An 18,552-nucleotide genomic window follows, 5' to 3' on the forward strand; every position below is an offset into this window, starting at 1 on the left:
CACCCTCCCCTCGAGGGGGAGGGATATCTGTGCTAGATCCCCATCATGCCGCGCAGCACCTTTTTATCGGTCGTGCCGCCGGCGAAATCGTCGAATGCTTTTTCCGTCACCCTGATGATGTGGTGCTGGATGAAGGGGGCGCCTTCGGCAGCACCATCCTCCGGGTGCTTCAGGCAGCATTCCCATTCCAGCACCGCCCATGAGTCGTAATTGTATTGGGTGAGCTTGGAGAAGATGCCGCCGAAATCCACCTGCCCGTCTCCGAGCGAGCGGAAACGCCCTGCGCGGTTGGTCCAGCTCTGGTAGCCGGAATAGACGCCTTGCCGCCCGGTCGGATTGAACTCGGCATCCTTGACGTGGAACGCCTTGATCCGCTCGTGGTAGATGTCGATGAATTCGAGATAATCGAGCTGCTGCAGCAGGAAGTGCGACGGGTCGTAGTTGATGTTGCAGCGCTTATGGCCGCCGACCGCGTCGAGGAACATCTCGAATGTCGCGCCGTCGAACACGTCCTCGCCCGGATGGATTTCGTAGCCGACATCGACGCCGTTCTCGTCATAGACGTCGAGGATCGGCTTCCAGCGTTTGCCGAGTTCGGCAAACGCTTCCTCGATCAATCCCGCCGGCCGCTGCGGCCAGGGGTAGAGGTATGGGAAGGCCAGGGCGCCGCAAAACGACACCGACGCCTTGAGTCCGAGATTCTTCGACGCCTTGGCGGCGAACTTCATCTGTTCGACCGCCCATTGCTGCCTGGCTTTTGGATTGTTGTGCACCGCAGCCGGCGCGAAGCCGTCGAACTGCGCATCATAGGCGGGATGCACCGCCACCAGTTGCCCCTGCAGATGCGTCGACAGTTCGGTGATTTCGACGCCGGCATCGGCGCAGATGCCCTTCACCTCGTCGCAATAAGCCTTGGAGGAGGCTGCCTTCTCGAGATCGAATAGTCGAGCGTCCCATGTCGGGATCTGCACGCCCTTGTAGCCCAGACCAGCCGCCCATTTGGTGATCGAGGCCAGCGAATTGAACGGCGCGGCGTCGCCCGCAAATTGCGCCAGGAACAGACCAGGCCCCTTCATCGTCGTCGGCATCGGCATCTCCCTATGTTTCACGACCAAGCATAGCGCCGATTGAAAACAGGGCCAGCGTCTTTGGTCTCTTTGCACAGCGCGCTCAGCGCCGCTATTCTGGTATTACCAAATGCCGAAATCTGGTCAAGCCATTTGACGCGCTGCCGCAGTCCTGCAACCATGCCGAGTTGGGCCACATGTTTAAGCATAATCAATGGTCTAGCTAGGAACAAACGCTTTGTGGCAGCACTTCTTGCCGTCCAGATGAAATTACTGTAGACCTCCCATCAGGCCCAATTGGTCGAACCAGTTCGACAAAAATGCTGGGACGCCTTGGGGAGGAATCATGCGGCACGCTTCGGCAGAGTGCGCCGCAGGCGAACTGGTACAGGCGATTCTGGGAAGGATAGACTATGCATCTTTCGACGCACAATTGGATGCGGGCGGAGCCGCTGGAAACGACGCTCAAGCGCATCAAGAAATTCGGCTACGAGTCGATCGAGATCTCCGGCGAACCCGAACAGTACAAGCCCAAGGAGACGCGCGCACTGTTGAACGAGTACGGCATTCGCTGCTGGGGAGCGGTGACGCTGATGCTGGGCGAGCGCAATCTCGCCGCCAAGGATCAGGGCCAGCGTGAGCGCTCGGTGCAATATGTCAAGGACGTGCTGACCATGGTCAGCGAGCTCGACGGCGAGATCATCACGCTGGTTCCGGCCACCGTCGGCAAGGTCGTGCCCGACGGCACCGAGGAAGAGGAATGGAAATGGGTGGTCGACGCCACCCGGGAATGCTTCACCCACGCCAAGAAGGTCGGCGTCAAGATCGCGGTCGAGCCGCTCAACCGCTTCGAGACTTATCTGTTCAACCGCGGCGCCCAGGCACTGGCGCTGGCCGATGCGGTCAGCCCCGAATGCGGCGTCTGCCTCGACGCCTACCACATCCACATGGAAGAATTTAACGTCTACGACGCCATCCGGCAGGTCGGTAAGCGCCTGTACGACTTCCATGTCGCCGACAACAACCGCTTCGCCGCCGGCCTCGGGCAGATCGACTGGCCGAAGATCGTCGGCACGCTGAAGGAGATCGGCTATGACGGCGCGCTGACCAATGAATTCGTCGCCCCCGTCGACCGCACGCCGGCTGCCCCCTATCCCGACATGGTCGAACGCAACCCCGTCGACATCTCGCCGGAGCAGCTGAAATTCATTCAGGACCACGGCTCCAGCGTGCTCACGGAAAAATTCTACACCGACCAGATGCGCATCAATGCGGAAACGCTGCTGCCGCTGATCAAGTAGCCGAGCCGTTTGGAAAAGCCCTTCCGCCTCACCGCGGCCGGGCCGAGGATGAACATGCGCATCAAGACGGTCCAAGCCTGGTGGGTTCGCATACCGATCGAAGTCGCGAAGCAGCATCGCAGTGACTTCGGTCAGGTGGCGACGTTCGACGCCGCCATCCTGCGCATTGAAACCGACGACGGTCTGGTCGGCTGGGGCGAAGGCAAGAATGCCGCCGGCAGCGCCGGCAGCTACGGCGCTCTCGTCCATTTGCTGAACTACGAGGTCGGCCCGCAGTTGGTCGGCCGCGACCCGGCCGACATCGGCGTCATATGGGAGATGCTCTATAATGGTACGCGCCACGACAGCGCCGCTCGCGCCGGCCATGCCATGCCGCAATTGGCACGACGGGGCATGAGCATCGCCGCCATCAGCGCCGTCGACATCGCATTGTGGGACATACTTGGCAAATCGCTCGGCGTTCCGGTCTGGCGGCTGCTCGGCGGCCGCAAGCTGGACCGCATGCCGGCCTATGCTTCCGGGGGCTGGGCCACTGCGGAAGCCATCGGCGACCAGCTGCAGTCCTACATCGCCAAGGGCGGCTTCAAGGCGCTGAAGATGCGCGTCGGCGCCATGGACGGCGCCCCACATATCTCGGCGGCTCGCGTCCGCGCCGCAAGACAGGCGCTCGGTCCCGATATCGACCTGATGGTCGACGCGCACGGCACCTACACGGTGGCCGAAGCCAAGCGCTTCATCCACCTCGCCGGCGACCTCGATCTCGCTTGGTTCGAGGAGCCGGTGATCGCCGACGACAAGCCCGGCATGGCCGAGGTGCGTGCCTGCGGCTCGATACCGATCGCCACCGGCGAAAGCGAGGCGACGCGCTATGCCTTCCGCGACCTCGCCGTACTCAAATCCGCCGATATCTTCCAGCCGGATCCGGCCTTTTGCGGTGGCATCAGCGAGGCGATGAAGATCGGCACCATCGCCAGCGCCTTCAATCTGCGCTTTGCGCCGCATCTTTGGGCCGGCGCGCCCTGCTTCTTTGCCGGGCTGCATGTCTGCGCTGCTTCGCCGGCGAGCTTCACCGTCGAATATTCGCTCGGCGCTAACCCGATGATCCACGATCTGATCGAAGAGACTGTCGAAGCAACGGACGGTATGGTAGCGATCCCTGATAGACCCGGGCTGGGATTCACCATTTCGGAGCGGTTCCTGGAGGCGCACGCGCAACACGGCTGACATGAAAGAAAAGAACCTTCTCGCGGAACTCGCCGCCTATCTGTTCTCCCATTCGGACAAGGAGACGGGCCGCACGCCGTCGGAGCGCGAACTGGCAGAGCATTTCAGCGTCAGCCGCGGCCAGATCCGCGAGGCGCTGGCCATTCTCGAGGCCATGCGCATCGTCGAGCGACGGGCGAAATCCGGCATCTACATCGATACGAAGCAGGCGAGCGTCGAGGCGATGGCGCTGTTCGCCCGCGCGGGCCTGCCGCTCGATCCCGTCCAGATCTACGAGACGGTCGAGTTGCGCAAGATCCACGAGATCAAGGCCGCCGAACTTGCCTGTTCACGCGCCACCGAGGAGAATTTCGAGCGGCTGCGCGAGATCCTGAAGGCCTCTGAGGATCGCATCGCCGCCGGTGAAGGCCTTGCCAGGGAAGACCGCGAGTTCCACCTCGAGATCGTGCGGGCGACCAAGAACAGCGTCTTCCACAATATCTGCAGCGTCTACTACATGATGGGTGAGCTGCGCCTGCCGATCTATTTCAACGATCCCGAACGCAGCGTGCGCTCCCATGCCGAGCATATCCAGATCTACGAGGCGCTGCTGCGCCGCGACGGCAATCTCGCCCAGGCGCTGATGAGCGCCCACCTGCAAGGCGCGGAAAGCTACTGGAAAGGGCTGATCGAGGGGCGTGGGGCTGAACCGGAAAGCCCAGCGCTCGAAAAGGCCTGAAATGCCCAAGATCCTGTCGACACACAGACTGCACCCTCGTGCCGCTTCCATGCTGACGGGGGCCGGCGAACTCGTCGTTGCTTCCGCCCTCGATGCGGCCACGCTTGCCGCCGAGGCAAGGGACGCCGATGTCATCATCGTTCGCGCTCCCTTGCCTGCGGCGCTTTTCGAAGGCGCGAAGAAGCTCAGGGCCGCGATCCGCCACGGCGCCGGGCTCGACATGGTACCGATGGAAGCGGCCAATGCGGCCGGCGTGCTGGTGGCGAACGTACCGGGGGTGAACGCGCGATCCGTCGCCGAATATGTGATGTTCGCGGCGCTGGCGCTGCTTAGGCGCTTTCGTGTGTTGGACCGCGACTTGCGTGCGAAGGGCTGGCTGGCGGGCCGCGAGCACACGGTGGTGGCCAGCGAGCTAGCGGGCAAGACGATCGGCATTGTCGGCCTCGGCGCGATCGGTCAGGCTGTTGGCCACATCGCCGCCCATGGGTTCGATCTGAATGTGGTGGCGACGACGCGCAGCATGCGGCCGGCGCCGGACAGGGTCGGCTTCCTGTCGATCGATGCACTCATCGAGCAGAGCGACGTCATCGTTCTGTGCTGCCCGCTGACGCCCGAAACACGGGGGCTGATCAGCCGCGAGCGCATTGACCGGATGAAGCCGGATGCGCTGCTGATCAATGTTTCGCGCGGGCCGGTGATCGATGACGACGCGCTGATCGAGGCCTTGCAGAAGGGCCGCATCGGCGGCGCTGCGCTCGATGTTTTTGCAACACAACCGCTGCCGCCCAACCATCCTTATTTCGGCTTCGACAACATCATCGTCACCCCGCACATGGCCGGGATCACCGAGCAGTCGATGATGCGCATGGGCGTCGGCGCGGCTGGCGAAGCTTTGCTGGTGCTGGCTAACAGATTACCGGTCAATCTACGCAACCCCGAAGTGGTCGAGCACTACCGGCGGCGGTTCCCTGTCGATCTCTGAGAGCGCCTCAATTTTCCCGAACTCGCCGGCGATGGTGCCGGCCATGGTAAACGTCACAAAATTCCTGCTGACAGCCGGCTTCTGCATGGCGACGGCGCATGCCTTTGCCAACGGACAGGGCAGCTACGTGTTCTGCGACAACGGCATACGGTGCGTGGCGGCACCCTGTCCATCGAACAGCGTACTCGACCTCGCTACTGGTAAGCTCATCAAAGGCGTTTCAATCGACATCGATCGCCTGCCGCAGCAAGACAAGGCCCTCGACCTTTCGGACAAGCTCTATGCCGGCAAGGTCGTTGTTGTCGGATCGATCGAGAACCGCACCCGGACCTTCAACGGCAAGCGGTACACCCTGCCTTGGCTGGTTGCCACCAGCATCGAACGCGCCGCCAAGGACAGCGAACGCGGCCACTGCTCGTCGCGTTGACACGCGCTATCGGATCAATTTGCAAGCAGCGCCTCGATCCCTGTTGCGATGCGCAGCAGGTGGTGGTCATGGCCATTGCGCGCCACCAGCATCAGCCCGGCCGGGCGCGTCATTCCCGGCATCGGCAGCGAGATGGCTGACAGATCGAACTGGTTGGCGACCTGCGTGTTGCGCAGCAGAAGGCCTTCCGTCCTGTTCCACAGAGCCTCGTCGTCGGTCATAGAGACGATCGTCGGCGCCGTCACCGGCGTGGTCGGCAGGGCCAGCACGTCGACCGACGCCAGTCGGTCATCCATTGCGGCGGCCAGCGCCGTGCGGCAGCGCATTGCCCTGATATAGACCGTGGCCGGAATGGCGGCGGCGCGCGACAATGGTCCGCTTACCCGCGGGTCGACCGGCGTCGCCGCTCCGGTCGCCAGCCAGTCGGCATGGATCTCCGCCCCTTCCATCGCCGCGATCGAGGCGCGCTTGGTTGCCGCGCGCAGATCCGCAAGCAGGTCGTCGATCGACAGCTCCACAAGCCGTGCGCCGCTAAGCTCCATCTTACGCAGACACCGGTCGAACGTCGTCGCGACCTCTTCCTGCGTATCATCGAACAGCAAGCCGCGCGCAATACCGACGCGCAGGCCGTCCAGTGGCAGCGGCAACAGTGCCGCCAGGTTTTCGGCCGACATCACCGCATCGGCCGCCGCACATTCGGCGACGGTGCGGGCCAGCGGACCGATCGAGTCCAGCGTGGCCGACAGCGGAAACGCACCCGCAAGCGGCACGCGCCGTGCGGTCGGCTTGAAACCGACGACGCCATTCAGCGATGCCGGAATGCGCACCGAACCACCGGTATCGGAACCGATGGAGATTTGGCTGGTGCCTTCGCCCACCGAAACGCCGGCGCCTGAGGAGGAGCCGCCCGGAATACGGCTGGCATCACTTGCATTGCCGGGCGTGCCGTAATGTGGATTGACGCCGATCGCAGTGAAGGCGAACTCGGTCATGTTGGTCTTGCCGAGGATGATCGCACCGGCCTGGCGCAGCCGTCGCACGACAATGGCATCCCGCAGCGCCGGCGCTGCGTTGACGAGCAGCAGCGAGCCCGCCGTGGTCGGCTCGCCGGCGACATCGAACAGATCCTTGATCGAGACGATCGCCCCATCGAGCGCCCCGAGCGTGACGCCGGCTTTTCGCCGCGCATCGGCGGCGTCGGCCGCCGCCCGTGCGGCTTCCGGGTAGAGCTTTACGAAAACGCTTTCATCGTCGACGCGAGCGGCAAGACGCGAAAGAATTGCTTCGAGGCTATCACGGGCTGATTGCATTTTTCGGTGTCGGACTCCGCACGCTTGCAACGTCTTAAGGTAGCAGCCTGAAACTGGCCGCAGGAGACATAGCCCGGCACGGTCGGATTTGCACCTGTCGAACCGAAGGAGGAAGGCCCGATGCTCTACCAAGGCAGCTGCCGCTGCGGCAAGGTCGCGTTCGAGGTCGAAGGCGAGTTGACCGGAGCCGTTCGGTGCAATTGCTCGATCTGCTCGCGCAAGGGTGCACTGCTATGGGCAGTGCCGCATGAGAGCCTACGGGTGCTTGCCTGGTGGGATGATCTCGGCCGCTATAGCTTCGGCAACCATGTCATCGCCCACCGCTTCTGCCGCAGCTGCGGCATTCACCCCTTCGCCGAGGATGTCGGCGAAGGGAGCGGGCGAAGTGCCTATATCAATATTCATTGCATCGAGGCGTTGGACGTCGCCGCCGTGCCGGTCTTCGACTTCGACGGCCGTTCTGTTTAATGCATGTCGCGCAAAAGTGTGCAGCGGTTTGCGATAACGACATGCATAAAAACAAGAATCTAAAGCGCGTCGCATGAGGCCGATCGAGTGCGACGCGCTTTAGGCCTTGGGATCGTCGACCGGCTTCGGCCCAAGGAAGAACGCCGCCAGTGCCGCCAGGAACGTCGCAGCCGCGCAATAGGCGAAGGCGCTGGCAACGCCGGTATTGTCGACCAGCAGGCCGCCGAAGACGGCGCCCAACGCGATGGCGACCTGGAATGTCATAACCATCAGGCCGCCGGCGCTTTCCGCCTGATCGGGGGCGGCCCGCACCAGCCAGGTTTGCAGCCCGACCGGCACCGCGCCGAAGGCAAAGCCCCAACTGGCCACCGCTGTTGCAGCCACCACGGGTGAGGCTCCGACCACCAGCAGCAGGAGCGCCGAAAACGCGATCAGCAGAGGCGCCAGGCTGACGGCTGCCTTGAGGCTGCGTTCGGCAATGAAGCCGCCGGCGAAATTGCCGAAGAAGCCACCAATGCCGTAGGCGAGCAGTACAAGCGAGATCGTCTCGATGTCCAGCGCGGGCACCTTCTCGAGAAACGGGCGGACATAGGTGAAGCCGGCAAAGTGTCCCGAGGCGACCAGCAGCACCACCAGGAGTGCCACCCTGATCATCGGCCGCTTCATCACTTCCAGCAGCGTGCGAAAACCTGCCGTACCTGCCGGCGGCAGCTTCGGAATGGTAGCCACCTGCACCAGCAGGGCCAGCGCGCCAACCACGGCGGCGATCATGAACGCCGTCCGCCATCCCCAGATGTCGCCGACATAGGCGCCGACTGGAGCCGCACAGACCGTCGCCACCGAAACGCCGGTGAGGATGATCGACATGGCGCGCGGCATCAGCCGCATCGGAACGAGCCGCATCGCCATGGCTGCCGACATCGACCAGAAGCCGCCGAGACTGATCCCAAGCATGATGCGGGCGATCAGAAGAACGGGAAGCGACGACGCAAACGCGGCCACCAGGTTTGACAGCACAAGCAGCACCGTCAGCGCCCACATGACCAGCCTGCGGTCCAGCCGCTTGGTGACAATGGCCATGGTCGGCGCCGCAATCGCGCCAATGACTGCGGTGGCCGTTACCGCCTGCCCGGCGGCGCCTTCGGTGATGCCGAGATCCTGCGCAAGCGGCGTCAGCAGGCTGGCAGGCAGAAATTCCGCGGTCACCAGGCCAAAGACTCCGAGCGCCAGGGAGACCACCGCCCCCCATGCGGGCTCGGATCGCTCGCCGGTTTGCGATGGATCGAGAACGGCGTCCATGACGCCTGTCGCGGGTTCGGTCATGAGGGATCTCCGGTCTGTTGCAGCGCAGCATTTGACTGCGATGCAACATAGGGAGTGACTAGCTGGAGTTTCCATGCTAGAAACACCATTATGTTTGACCGTTCGTCCAAAATTCCAATCACCGGCGATCCGCTGACAGACATATTGCGCGGATTGCGTCTCGAAGGCGTCGATTACGGCCGTTGCGAGATGAAGGAACCCTGGGGCATCCATTTTCCGGCTCAGGCGGCGGCACGGTTTCATTTCATCGGTCGCAAAGGCTGCTGGTTGCTGCAGCCGTCCGGCGAATGGGTGGAACTCAAGGTGGGCGACGCTGCCTTGTTGCCGCGCGGCTCAGCCCACACGCTGGCGAGCGAGCCGGGTATCGAGGCGGCGCCGATCCACGGCTATGAGGTCGAGGAAATCTGCAAGGGTGTCTATTGCATGTCGAATGACGGCGTGCCCGGCTGCCGTCCGGGGACCTTGCTGTTTTTCGGCAGCATGTATTTCAATCTCGATGGCTTGCACCCCTTGCTCGGCATGATGCCGGACGTGATGCGCGCGCATGAGTTGGAAGCCTATGAGCCAGGTATCCCGCATTTGCTGGAAGCGATGGCCCGCGAAGTCACGATGGAGCGCGTCGGCTCCGGTGGCATCCTGGCACGGCTGGCCGATGTGCTCGCCGCGACCGTCATCCGCTCATGGGTCGAGCGCGGCTGCGGCGACTCTTCCGGTTGGATTGCGGCGGTCAGGGACCGCGAGATCGGCCGGGTGCTGGCCGCGATCCATCTGGAACCGAACCGCGACTGGACGGTGGAGGCTCTGGCGAAGATGATGGGTGCCTCGCGATCAGGTTTTGCCGAGCGCTTCGCAACCATTGTCGGCGAAACACCGGCAAAGTACGTCACGCAGGTGCGGATGCACCAGGCGAGGCAATGGCTGGTCCGCGACCGGCTCAAGATTTCCGTCGTCGCGGCTCGTCTCGGCTACGAATCCGACGCCTCCTTCAGCCGCGCCTTCAAACGGGTCATCGGATCGCCACCCAGCCATTTCCGGGCCGAGGAACAGGCGGAGATCCGCTAATGCATGTCGCGCAAAAGTGTGCAGCGGTTTTGCGGTAACGATATGCATCAAAACAAAAATCTAAAGCGCGTTGCATGAGGCCGGTCGAACGCGACGCGCTTTAGGCCGGCTAAACGTTGGCCGGCTTATTGCTCGGTGATGCAGGCCGAGCCGGCGCTGCTCTTGCAATATTTGCCGGAGGCCCCGCACCTGCCATCCGAGACTTCGACGACGGTGCCGCTCAACAGCAGCTTGCAGTCGCTGGTGGACAGATTGACCGCGCCGTTGAGGTCCTTGATCTTCTTGGCGTCGACCTTCGCGCCGGCGACAACTTTCTTGGCTGCCTGCGCCTCGCCCAGATGCGCCGCCGACAATCCCATACCGGCGACAAGCAGGATCGTCGCAAAACTGCGTAACAGATTTCCCATAGCCAACCCTCCGTATTTGGGTCTCCAAATTGGGCCTGCAAAGCCCGTTTGAGACCAAAGGATCAGCCTATTCGACAAATCGGAGCATCCGCATCCCCCGTACGGGGGATGACGGGAGACAGCCAAGCGGAATCACACGGCATCGCACAAATGCCCGACTAAAACGGATAGATAGAGCGGGATGCACGGTTCGCATCCCGCTCTAGCTCAGTACAGAGGCTTGTATTTAGCCGGCGTGACGCAGGCTTATTCCGCTGCCCTTGTCGAACAGCACCACCTTGTCCGGGTTCCAGGCAAAGCGCACCGGCTGCTCTATCTGGACGTCGGTCCTGGCCGGCACGGTGGCGCGCAGCATGGCGTCGCCGACCCGCAGCGTCAGGATCTTCTCGACGCCATGGTTCTCGACGTCATGGACCCGCGCCTCGACCGGCGCGCCGGTCTCGAGATAGACGTCCTCGGGACGAATACCGAAGACGAGCGGGCGACCGTCGGTCGCCGCGCCCGTCTTGGCATCCCCCGAAGTCTTGGCACCCCCCGCAAACGGCAATTCGAAGTTGAGCGGCGCCATCACCGCACGTCCGTTGACAAGCTTGCCGTCGATGAGGTTCATCGGCGGCGAGCCGACGAAGCTCGCCACGTAGGTGTCACGCGGATTGTTGTAGATCTCGTACGGCGTGCCGGTCTGGACGATGCGGCCATGGTTGAGCACGCCGACCTTGTCCCCCATCGACATCGCCTCGATCTGATCGTGCGTCACGAACAGGAAGGTGGCGCCAAGCTGCATCTGCAGGTTCTTCAATTCGGTGCGTAGCGCCTCGCGCAATTTGGCGTCGAGCGCCGACAACGGCTCGTCCATCAGGAATACCCGCGGCTTGCGCACGATGGCGCGACCGATCGAGACGCGCTGCATCTCGCCGCCTGAAAGTCTGTCGGTCTTGCGGTCGAGCAGATGCTCGATCCGCAGCGTCCTGGCCGCGCGGTCGACACGATCCTTGATCTCGGCATCGGGCAGCCGGCGGATCTTCGGCTTCAGCGGAAATTCGAGGTTTTCGCGCACCGTATAGCGCGGGTAGAGCGAATATTGCTGCAGCACCAGCGCCACGTCGCGCTCGGCCGCGCCCCAGTCGGCGACATCGACGCCATCGATGAAGACCTGACCTTCGCTCGGTTTTTCCAGGCCGGCAATCATGCGCAGCGTCGTCGTCTTGCCGGCGCCGGTCTCGCCAAGCAGGACGAAGAACTCGCCATCGGCGATGTCGAGATCAAGCCCGGTCAAGGCGGTGTGGTTGCCGAACTTCTTCGAGATGTTCTTGAGCTGGATGTGGGCCATCAGAGTCTCACTCCCAGCGATTTGCCGCTCGCCGTGTCGAAGAAATGCGCCTGGCTGGGATCGATTCTGACGAAGACCCTTTCGCCGGGGCCGCCGATGAAGCCGCTCTTGGTGCGCGCACGCAGCATCTTGGAGCCGACCTTGAGGTCGACGATGTCGAAGGACCCGAGCGGCTCGACGATCTGCGTCTCCACCGGCAAGAATCCCTCGGCGGCTTCGCGGCGGACGAGGACGCCTTCCGGCCGGATGCCGAGCGCGAGTTGGTTGCCGGCATGACCGTTGAGCTTCGACAGCAAGGCGCGCGGGAATTCGAAGCCGGCGGCCGCATCGCCGACCGTCACCGAGGCGGACGAGGCTTTCTCGGTCACGGAAGCGTCGGCGACGTTCATCACCGGGCTGCCGACAAACTGCGCGACGAAAAGATTCGCCGGGTGCGAATAGACCTCGTCCGGCGAGCCGACCTGCTGTAGTACGCCTTCATGCATGATGACGATGCGGTCGGCGAGGCTCATCGCCTCGATCTGGTCGTGGGTGACGTAGATGCTGGTCGAGCCCTGCTTGATGTGCAGCCGCTTGATCTCGGCCCGCATCTCCTCGCGCAGCTTGGCATCGAGTGCCCCGATCGGCTCGTCCATCAGCATCGCCTTCGGCCGCCGCACCAAGGCTCGGCCGATCGCCACGCGCTGCATATCGCCGCCCGACAGCGCCGACGGTTTCTTGGCCAGGAGATCGCTGATCTGCAGCGTCTTGGCGACCGAGCGCACCTCGCTGTCGATCTCGGCCTTGCTCTTGCGCGTCGCCCTCAGCGGAAAGGCGATATTCTCGTAGACGCTCATATGCGGATAGAGCGAGAACGACTGAAAGACCATGGCGATGTCACGGTCGGCGGCCTTGAGGTGCTGGACCGGCTTGCCGTCGATGAGGATGTCGCCGCCGTCGATCGTCTCCAGCCCGGCAATCGCCCTGAGCGTCGTCGTCTTGCCACAGCCCGACTGGCCGAGCAGCACGATGAACTCGTTATCATCGATCTTCAGGTTGAGGTCCTTGATGACCTGGACGGCGCCGAAATATTTCTGGACGCCGCGAAGCTCGATCTGGGTCAATGCTGTGCCCCCGGATTTGCCCCTTGCCCGGTGCCGGCCTTCTCCTCCGGCGCGATCTTCGAGGTGATGTTGAAGCCGATCAGGCCGATCAGGATGATGGTCACGCCATAGCTGTGCAGCAGCATGTTCCACGGCTGGCAGAGCGCGATGATACCTAGCACCATCAGCACCTGGCTGCCCGGTTCGAGATATTTCTGGTTGATGGCGCGAAAGCTCATTTGCGGATCGCTCCAAACGACATTCCGCGCAGCAGATGGTTGCGGAGCAGGAAGGTGAAGATTGCGACCGGCAGCAGGAACAGGAAGGTTCCTGCGGCGATCACCGTCCAGTCCGGCAGGCCGGAACCGACCTGGCTGGGGATGAAGGGCGGTGCTGTCTGGGCACGGCGGCTGGTCATGATCAGTGCGAAGGCATATTCGTTCCACGCCGTGATGAAGCAGAACACGGCGGTGGCGGCGATGCCGGTGGCGGCCTCGGGCAGCACGATCTTGAAGAAGGCCTCCATGCGCGTATAGCCGTCGACGAGGGCCGCCTCCTCATACTCCTTGGGGATCTCGTCCATGAAGCCTTTCATCAGCCACACCGAGAAGGACAGGTTGAAGGCGGTGTAAAGGATGATCAGGCCGATATGGGAATCGTTGAGGCCGACTGCCCGGTACATCAGGAACATCGGAATGGCGACGACCACCGGCGGCAGCATGCGCGTCGACAAGATGAAGAACAGTAGGTCCGCCTCGCCTTTTACCTTGAAGCGCGAGAACCCATAGGCGGTGAAGGTGCCCATGCCGACGGCCAGGACGGTCGAGGTTATGGCAACGATCAGCGAGTTCATGAAACGGCTCGGATAGCCCGACCACTGCACCTGGCCCTTGCCGTCGCGCACGATCTTTTCGCCGCCATTGAAGACGACGCGCTCCCACCACGGCGCAGCCGCGTACTCCTCCGGCGACGGCGGGCTGCGCAGCTGCGAACGCTTGGTGAACAACTTGACGAAGGGCGATATCTCCGGCTGGAAAACCACCGTCGGCGGAATGGTGGTGGCGAGATTGCGCGGCTTGAACGCCGTCGAGGCGATCCAGTAGATCGGCGCCAGGAAGATGATCGTCACCAGCAGGACAGCGACGATGGCGACCCGGTTGAAAGTGATTTCGGAAGAAGTGCGGACTGCGGCCATCTCAGCGCTCCTTCACCTTGTTGAGGTATTTGACATAGATATTGGTGATCGCCAGCACCATGATCAGCACGATGTAGGCGAGCGCGCAGGAACGCCCGGTCTGCCATTCCTGGAACGCCATCTTGTAGAGCCGGATCGAGATCAGCTCGGCCGTCGGCTGGCTGGTCAGGATGTAGGCGAGGTCGAAGGTCTTGAACGCCTCCATGGTGCGGAAGATGACCGCGATCATCAGGATCGGCGCAACCAGCGGCAGCGTTATGCGGAAGAAGGTGTAGAACGGCCCGGCCCTGTCGATCGCGGCTGCCTCGTAGAGATGCTTGGGCACGGCCGACAGGCCGGCCAGCGACAACAGCATGACGAAGGGCGACCACATCCAGATGTCGGTCAGCGCGACCGCATAGAGCGCCATTTTCGGATTTGACAGCCATTCGAAGGTGCCGAGGCCCAGCGCATAATTGATGATGCCGAAGGACGGATCGTAGAGCAGCTTCCAGAACAGGCCGACGACGGCCATCGACAGCATCATCGGCAACAACAGGAGCGTCGTCAGCAGGCCCTTGAGCGGAATGTCGCGGTTGAGCAGCATGGCCACGCCGAAGCCGACGAGCAGCTGGCCGGCGACCGAGATGATGACGTATTTTGCGGTGATGGCGAAGTTGGACCAGACATAGGGATCGCTGAGCAGGTCACGATAGTTTTGCAGCCCGACGAAATTCGCCGCCGCGCTGGTCGAGGCGCGGAAATCGGTGAACGAATAGCCCAGCGAATAGATCAGCGGGAAGATGTTGAAGACGATCAGAAACAGGATCGTCGGGATGATGAAGAGATTGCGGATCGAAATGTCGCTTAGACCGCGAGCGGCGGCCCGCGAGGACCTGTCCAGCGTGGTGATCATCGTGGTCGCCAAGACCCTGCTCCCGGTTCAAGAATCAGAAAAAGAAACGGAGGAGGCACGAACGCCCCCTCCGTGAAACTTCATGCTTATTGGCCGCGGCCGTATTTCTTGAAGGTCGCGTTCCAGTCGGCTGCCAGTGTGTCCAGCGTCTCCTTGGCGGTGCCTTCGCCGCCGATCATGTAGGGGTAGATGCGCTGGTTGAGCTGCTGCAGCAGTTCGGCATATTCCGGAACCGCCCAGAAGTCCTTGACCTTGAACATGGTCTCGTAGAACGCCTTGTTATAGGGCGTGGCGTCCTGGAATTCGGGCGATTTGAGCACGGCGGCACTGCAGGTGTAGCCGCCAAGCGCTGCCCATTTCTTCTGGGTCTCGTCCTTGATGAACCATTCCAGGAACTTCGTCGCCTCTTCCTGCTTCTGCGAGTAGGAGACAATGGAGATGCCCTGACCGCCGAGTGCGGCGAACTGGTCGCCGTTCGGGCCGGGAGGATTGGCGAAGAAACCGGTGTTCTTGGCATTCGGGTTCGACGCCTCGTTGATCAGCGAGGGGAAGAACGCGAAGTAGTTCATGCTCATCGCGGCCAGGTTTTCAGTGATCGCCTGGTTGTCCTCGACGAAGAACGACTTGGCCCAGCCCGGGGGCGTGAACTTGTAGAGTTCCTTGTAGGCGTCGAGCGCCGCGATCGCCTTGTCGGAGTTGATGAAGCCATCGACCTTGTAGGTCTTATAGTCACCCAACTCGCCGCCAAAGGAGAACAGCGCGTTTTCGAAGCCCATCGCCATCGCGTCATATGAATTGTCGGTGTAGATGGCGATGCCGTATTTCTTCTGGTCCGGGCGGTGGAAGAATTCGGCGATATCGCGCAGCGCCTTCCAGTCCTTCGGCACGTCGAGATCGTAGCCATACTTGGCCTTGAAGGCTTCCTTTTCCTTGGGGTCTTCGAACCAGTCCTTGCGATAGGACCAGCCGACGGCGTCGCCTTCGAGCGGAATGGCCCAGTACTTGCCGCTGCCGCCTGGATATTCGGCATAGTATTTCACCGTGGCCGGTGCCATCACTTCACCGACCTTGTGCTTGTTGAAGAAGTCGGTCAGGTCGACATAGTGGCCACCGGTCGAGCCGGCACCGAGCCATTGCGAGTCGCCGACGACCATATCGTAGGCGTCGCCATGGGCGTTGAACTCGGTGAAGGCCTTGGTCTGGAAGTCGGGCCACGGTGTGGTTTCCACCGTGATCTTGACGCCGGTTTCCTTCTCGTACTCGTTGCCGAGTTCCTGCAGGTAATTGGCCGGATCCCATTCCGCCCAGAAGATTGTAAGTTCCTTTTCCTGCGCGTAGACGGACGTTCCGCAGGCGAGCACTAGGCCGATACCAGCAAGCAAGCTGGTCATTGTCTTGCGCATAATGATTTCCTCCCTTGTGCGCATTCTACCGCGTCATGCGAGCCGGCGGCGAGGCCGGCCCTGGTAGTCCTCCCGTGACGGCACCGTTCCGGTTTTTGAGCCTCCTCGCTCGACCGAAACGGATCTTAGCCTTCACCCTTTGATCCGCTTTATTTGTCCTGATCTGGTATTACCAATTTCAGACGAACGTCAAGCCCTTTCTTGGACGGTGGCGGACACGCAGACAAGTTGATTTCTGCGATATCCGCCTGTTTTCCCTGAATTTTCCTACTCCTTGATACGTGAATGCCTTGCTTGGGCCGCTGCATCGCTAGTAGTATGACTAGTCAGGTCGAAAATCTGGTCGAACCAGATTGGCATTATCTCGCGGCCGACGTCGGCGCGATCTGATCTCCTTCAGTCATCGATTCGGTCATAGCCGCGCGCACCAGAGCGCCGGCAGCCCATTGCGCGACCGACATCATTCTGCGGCTATCCAATCCCCATATATCCTTTAAAACGATCAGCACCTCAACACCGAAGATCAATGACAGCGCCTGCGCGAGCCGCTTGAATTCGCGCGGCGGCAACCGGCCTTTGAGTGGCGCGATGGCATCCTTCAAAAGGTCGACGCGATGGCCGCGGGTGAAGGCCGGCTCACCGCCCAGCGTCCCTGCCTGTCGCTGCGCCCACTGGTCGAGCGACAGTTTCAGCGCCGCCTTGAACGTCGCTTCGAAGACCTCGATGCGCGGCATGGCGGTCTCGAACAGCTCGGCGACCCGGCGCTCGGGATCGGCAGAGCTCGATTTCCACGTAAGGATCGGCCCGAGCCCTTCGTCGACCACCGCCTGCACCAGCGCCGCCTGGCTCGGAAAATACCGATAGGCGGTGGCGCGGGAGACTTCCGCTGCTTCCGCCACCTCGCTGACGGAGGGCGTGGCGCCCGCCTGCATCAGCTTTGTCGCCGTCTCCAGCATGAGACGCCTTGTGCGCGCGCGGGCCCCGCGCTCTACCCGCGGGCTGGCGCCTTGGCCGGCGTCGTCGTTCACTGTCGCTTGTTGACGTGAGACATCCATGTCAATACGATACGCGCGTCTCAAAAAATTGCAATGGCGGTTCGTGCCGTCGAACGGCCGGGCAAAGGGGCGGCAGCGCCGAGCACGCCCAAGACCGGGGAACGCGATGAAGCGCATCTATGTGGTGGGCACCGCCGACACCAAGGGTGAGGAACTTGCTTTTCTGTCCGATGCGGTCGCGGCTACCGGCGCTTCGATTGTCCGCGTCGACATCGGAACACGCGGCGCGACCGTGCCGGTCGATGTTTCGGCAGACGAGGTCGCCAGCCGCCATCCCGAGGGTCGCAATGCCGTGCTCGGCATCGACGATCGCGGCACCGCGGTGGCGGCAATGGCCGCCGCCTTTGCACGGTTTGTCCAGTCGCGCAGCGATATTGCCGGGATTATCGGCATTGGCGGCGGTGGCGGTACCTCGATCATCACCGCAGGCATGCGCACGCTGCCGCTCGGCCTGCCGAAGATCATGGTTTCGACCTTGGCTTCCGGCGACACCGCACCCTATGTCGACATCTCCGACATCGTCATGATGCCGTCGGTGACCGACATGGCCGGCCTCAACCGGCTTTCCCGTGCCGTGCTGCATAATGCTGCCCAGGCGATATCAGGCATGGCGGCAAAGCCGGCGCCACCGCCCGACGGCAAACCATCGCTCGGCCTCACCATGTTCGGCGTCACCACGCCATGCGTGACCGCGATCGCCGATGAGCTTCGTTCCACCTATGACTGCATGGTCTTCCACGCCACCGGCACCGGCGGCCGCACCATGGAAAAATTGGCTGACAGCGGCCTGTTGTCGGGTGTCATCGACATCACCACGACCGAAGTCTGCGACTTGCTGCTTGGCGGCGTGCTGCCGGCGACCGAAGATCGCTTTGGCGCCATCGCCCGCACCGGGCTGCCTTATGTCGGCTCGGTCGGCGCGCTCGACATGGTCAATTTCTGGGCGCCGCCGACAATTCCGGGACGCTACCGCAGCCGGCTGTTCTATGAGCACAATCCAAACGTCACACTGATGCGCACCACTGCCGACGAAAGCAGAACGATCGGCGAATGGATCGGTACAAGGCTGAGCCTCTGCCAGGGTCCGGTTCGTTTCCTCATTCCGGAGAAAGGCGTGTCGGCGCTCGACATCGAAGGCGGCGCCTTCTTCGACCCTGAAGCCGATGCCGCTTTGTTCGAGGCGATCGAGCGCACCATCAAACCCGCCAAAACGCGGCGCGTGCTGCGCCTGCCGCTTCATATCAACGACCCCGAATTCGCCTGGGCTGCCACAACGGCCTTCCTCGACATCGCCAGACAGTGA

At 62.4% G+C, this 18,552-nt stretch carries 19 protein-coding genes; 8 read left to right on the plus strand and 11 right to left on the minus strand.

Going from position 1 to position 18,552, the window contains the following annotated elements:
- Positions 1-32 precede the first annotated feature (32 nt).
- On the minus strand, positions 33-1,088 hold the full coding sequence (locus NKH21_RS08125; protein ID WP_292661180.1) for a sugar phosphate isomerase/epimerase family protein: 1,056 nt from the start codon (positions 1,086-1,088) through the stop codon (positions 33-35).
- Positions 1,089-1,480: 392 nt separating this feature from the next.
- Between NKH21_RS08125 and NKH21_RS08130 the strand changes: the two genes are divergently transcribed.
- The 5 genes from NKH21_RS08130 to NKH21_RS08150 are packed head-to-tail and all read left to right on the plus strand — an operon-like array spanning position 1,481 to position 5,719.
- Positions 1,481-2,368: a sugar phosphate isomerase/epimerase family protein gene (locus tag NKH21_RS08130; RefSeq protein WP_023675190.1), complete on the plus strand. Its 888-nt coding sequence runs from the start codon at positions 1,481-1,483 to the stop codon at positions 2,366-2,368.
- Between the two features lie 54 nt (positions 2,369-2,422).
- Entirely contained in the window at positions 2,423-3,592 is a 1,170-nt protein-coding gene (locus NKH21_RS08135; protein WP_352864018.1) for a mandelate racemase/muconate lactonizing enzyme family protein, read from the plus strand.
- A 1-nt stretch (position 3,593) separates the two neighbouring features.
- Positions 3,594-4,310: a FadR/GntR family transcriptional regulator gene (locus tag NKH21_RS08140; RefSeq protein ID WP_292661187.1), complete on the plus strand. Its 717-nt coding sequence runs from the start codon at positions 3,594-3,596 to the stop codon at positions 4,308-4,310.
- A gap of 1 nt (position 4,311) precedes the next feature.
- A complete protein-coding gene (locus tag NKH21_RS08145; RefSeq protein WP_352864020.1) occupies positions 4,312-5,292 on the plus strand; it encodes a hydroxyacid dehydrogenase in 981 nt (326 codons plus the stop codon).
- Positions 5,293-5,335: 43 nt separating this feature from the next.
- On the plus strand, positions 5,336-5,719 hold the full coding sequence (locus NKH21_RS08150; protein WP_352864022.1) for a DUF6748 domain-containing protein: 384 nt from the start codon (positions 5,336-5,338) through the stop codon (positions 5,717-5,719).
- A 14-nt stretch (positions 5,720-5,733) separates the two neighbouring features.
- Here NKH21_RS08150 and NKH21_RS08155 read toward each other — a convergent pair whose 3' ends face one another.
- The gene (locus NKH21_RS08155) at positions 5,734-7,029 is read right to left on the minus strand and encodes an amidase (protein WP_352864024.1); all 1,296 of its coding nucleotides are present in this window, start codon (positions 7,027-7,029) and stop codon (positions 5,734-5,736) included.
- Between the two features lie 120 nt (positions 7,030-7,149).
- Here NKH21_RS08155 and NKH21_RS08160 point away from each other — a divergent pair, with 120 nt between their 5' ends.
- Positions 7,150-7,497 carry a GFA family protein gene (locus NKH21_RS08160; RefSeq protein WP_352864026.1) on the plus strand — a complete coding sequence of 116 codons (348 nt, stop codon included), beginning with the start codon at positions 7,150-7,152 and terminating at the stop codon, positions 7,495-7,497.
- Positions 7,498-7,596: 99 nt separating this feature from the next.
- Here the strand turns inward: NKH21_RS08160 and NKH21_RS08165 are convergent, their stop codons facing one another.
- Positions 7,597-8,820 carry an MFS transporter gene (locus NKH21_RS08165; RefSeq protein WP_352864028.1) on the minus strand — a complete coding sequence of 408 codons (1,224 nt, stop codon included), beginning with the start codon at positions 8,818-8,820 and terminating at the stop codon, positions 7,597-7,599.
- Between the two features lie 90 nt (positions 8,821-8,910).
- Between NKH21_RS08165 and NKH21_RS08170 the strand changes: the two genes are divergently transcribed.
- A complete protein-coding gene (locus tag NKH21_RS08170) occupies positions 8,911-9,882 on the plus strand; it encodes an AraC family transcriptional regulator (protein WP_352864030.1) in 972 nt (323 codons plus the stop codon).
- Between the two features lie 125 nt (positions 9,883-10,007).
- On the opposite strand, the gene NKH21_RS08175 is transcribed toward NKH21_RS08170, so the two are convergent.
- From NKH21_RS08175 to NKH21_RS08210, 8 genes are all read right to left on the minus strand, one after another.
- The gene (locus NKH21_RS08175) at positions 10,008-10,289 is read right to left on the minus strand and encodes a hypothetical protein (protein WP_352671013.1); all 282 of its coding nucleotides are present in this window, start codon (positions 10,287-10,289) and stop codon (positions 10,008-10,010) included.
- Between the two features lie 226 nt (positions 10,290-10,515).
- A complete protein-coding gene (locus NKH21_RS08180; RefSeq protein WP_352671016.1) occupies positions 10,516-11,619 on the minus strand; it encodes an ABC transporter ATP-binding protein in 1,104 nt (367 codons plus the stop codon).
- Positions 11,619-12,722 (minus strand): ABC transporter ATP-binding protein, encoded by a 1,104-nt coding sequence (locus NKH21_RS08185; protein WP_352671019.1) that lies wholly within the window; start codon positions 12,720-12,722, stop codon positions 11,619-11,621. Before NKH21_RS08185 ends, NKH21_RS08180 begins: the two co-directional genes overlap by 1 nt.
- On the minus strand, positions 12,719-12,940 hold the full coding sequence (locus NKH21_RS08190) for a hypothetical protein (protein WP_352864033.1): 222 nt from the start codon (positions 12,938-12,940) through the stop codon (positions 12,719-12,721). Before NKH21_RS08190 ends, NKH21_RS08185 begins: the two co-directional genes overlap by 4 nt.
- Positions 12,937-13,896, minus strand: a complete 960-nt coding sequence (locus tag NKH21_RS08195) for a carbohydrate ABC transporter permease (protein WP_292661213.1) — start codon at positions 13,894-13,896, stop codon at positions 12,937-12,939. The genes NKH21_RS08190 and NKH21_RS08195 overlap by 4 nt, the downstream gene beginning before the upstream one ends.
- Position 13,897: 1 nt before the next feature.
- Entirely contained in the window at positions 13,898-14,803 is a 906-nt protein-coding gene (locus NKH21_RS08200; protein ID WP_254816733.1) for a carbohydrate ABC transporter permease, read from the minus strand.
- A gap of 74 nt (positions 14,804-14,877) precedes the next feature.
- On the minus strand, positions 14,878-16,194 hold the full coding sequence (locus NKH21_RS08205; RefSeq protein ID WP_352671025.1) for an ABC transporter substrate-binding protein: 1,317 nt from the start codon (positions 16,192-16,194) through the stop codon (positions 14,878-14,880).
- A gap of 359 nt (positions 16,195-16,553) precedes the next feature.
- The gene (locus NKH21_RS08210) at positions 16,554-17,249 is read right to left on the minus strand and encodes a TetR/AcrR family transcriptional regulator (protein WP_352671027.1); all 696 of its coding nucleotides are present in this window, start codon (positions 17,247-17,249) and stop codon (positions 16,554-16,556) included.
- A 106-nt stretch (positions 17,250-17,355) separates the two neighbouring features.
- Between NKH21_RS08210 and NKH21_RS08215 the strand changes: the two genes are divergently transcribed.
- Positions 17,356-18,552, plus strand: a complete 1,197-nt coding sequence (locus tag NKH21_RS08215) for a Tm-1-like ATP-binding domain-containing protein (protein WP_352671030.1) — start codon at positions 17,356-17,358, stop codon at positions 18,550-18,552.

The organism is Mesorhizobium sp. M1329 (assembly GCF_040318035.1).
Lineage (GTDB): Bacteria > Pseudomonadota > Alphaproteobacteria > Rhizobiales > Rhizobiaceae > Mesorhizobium.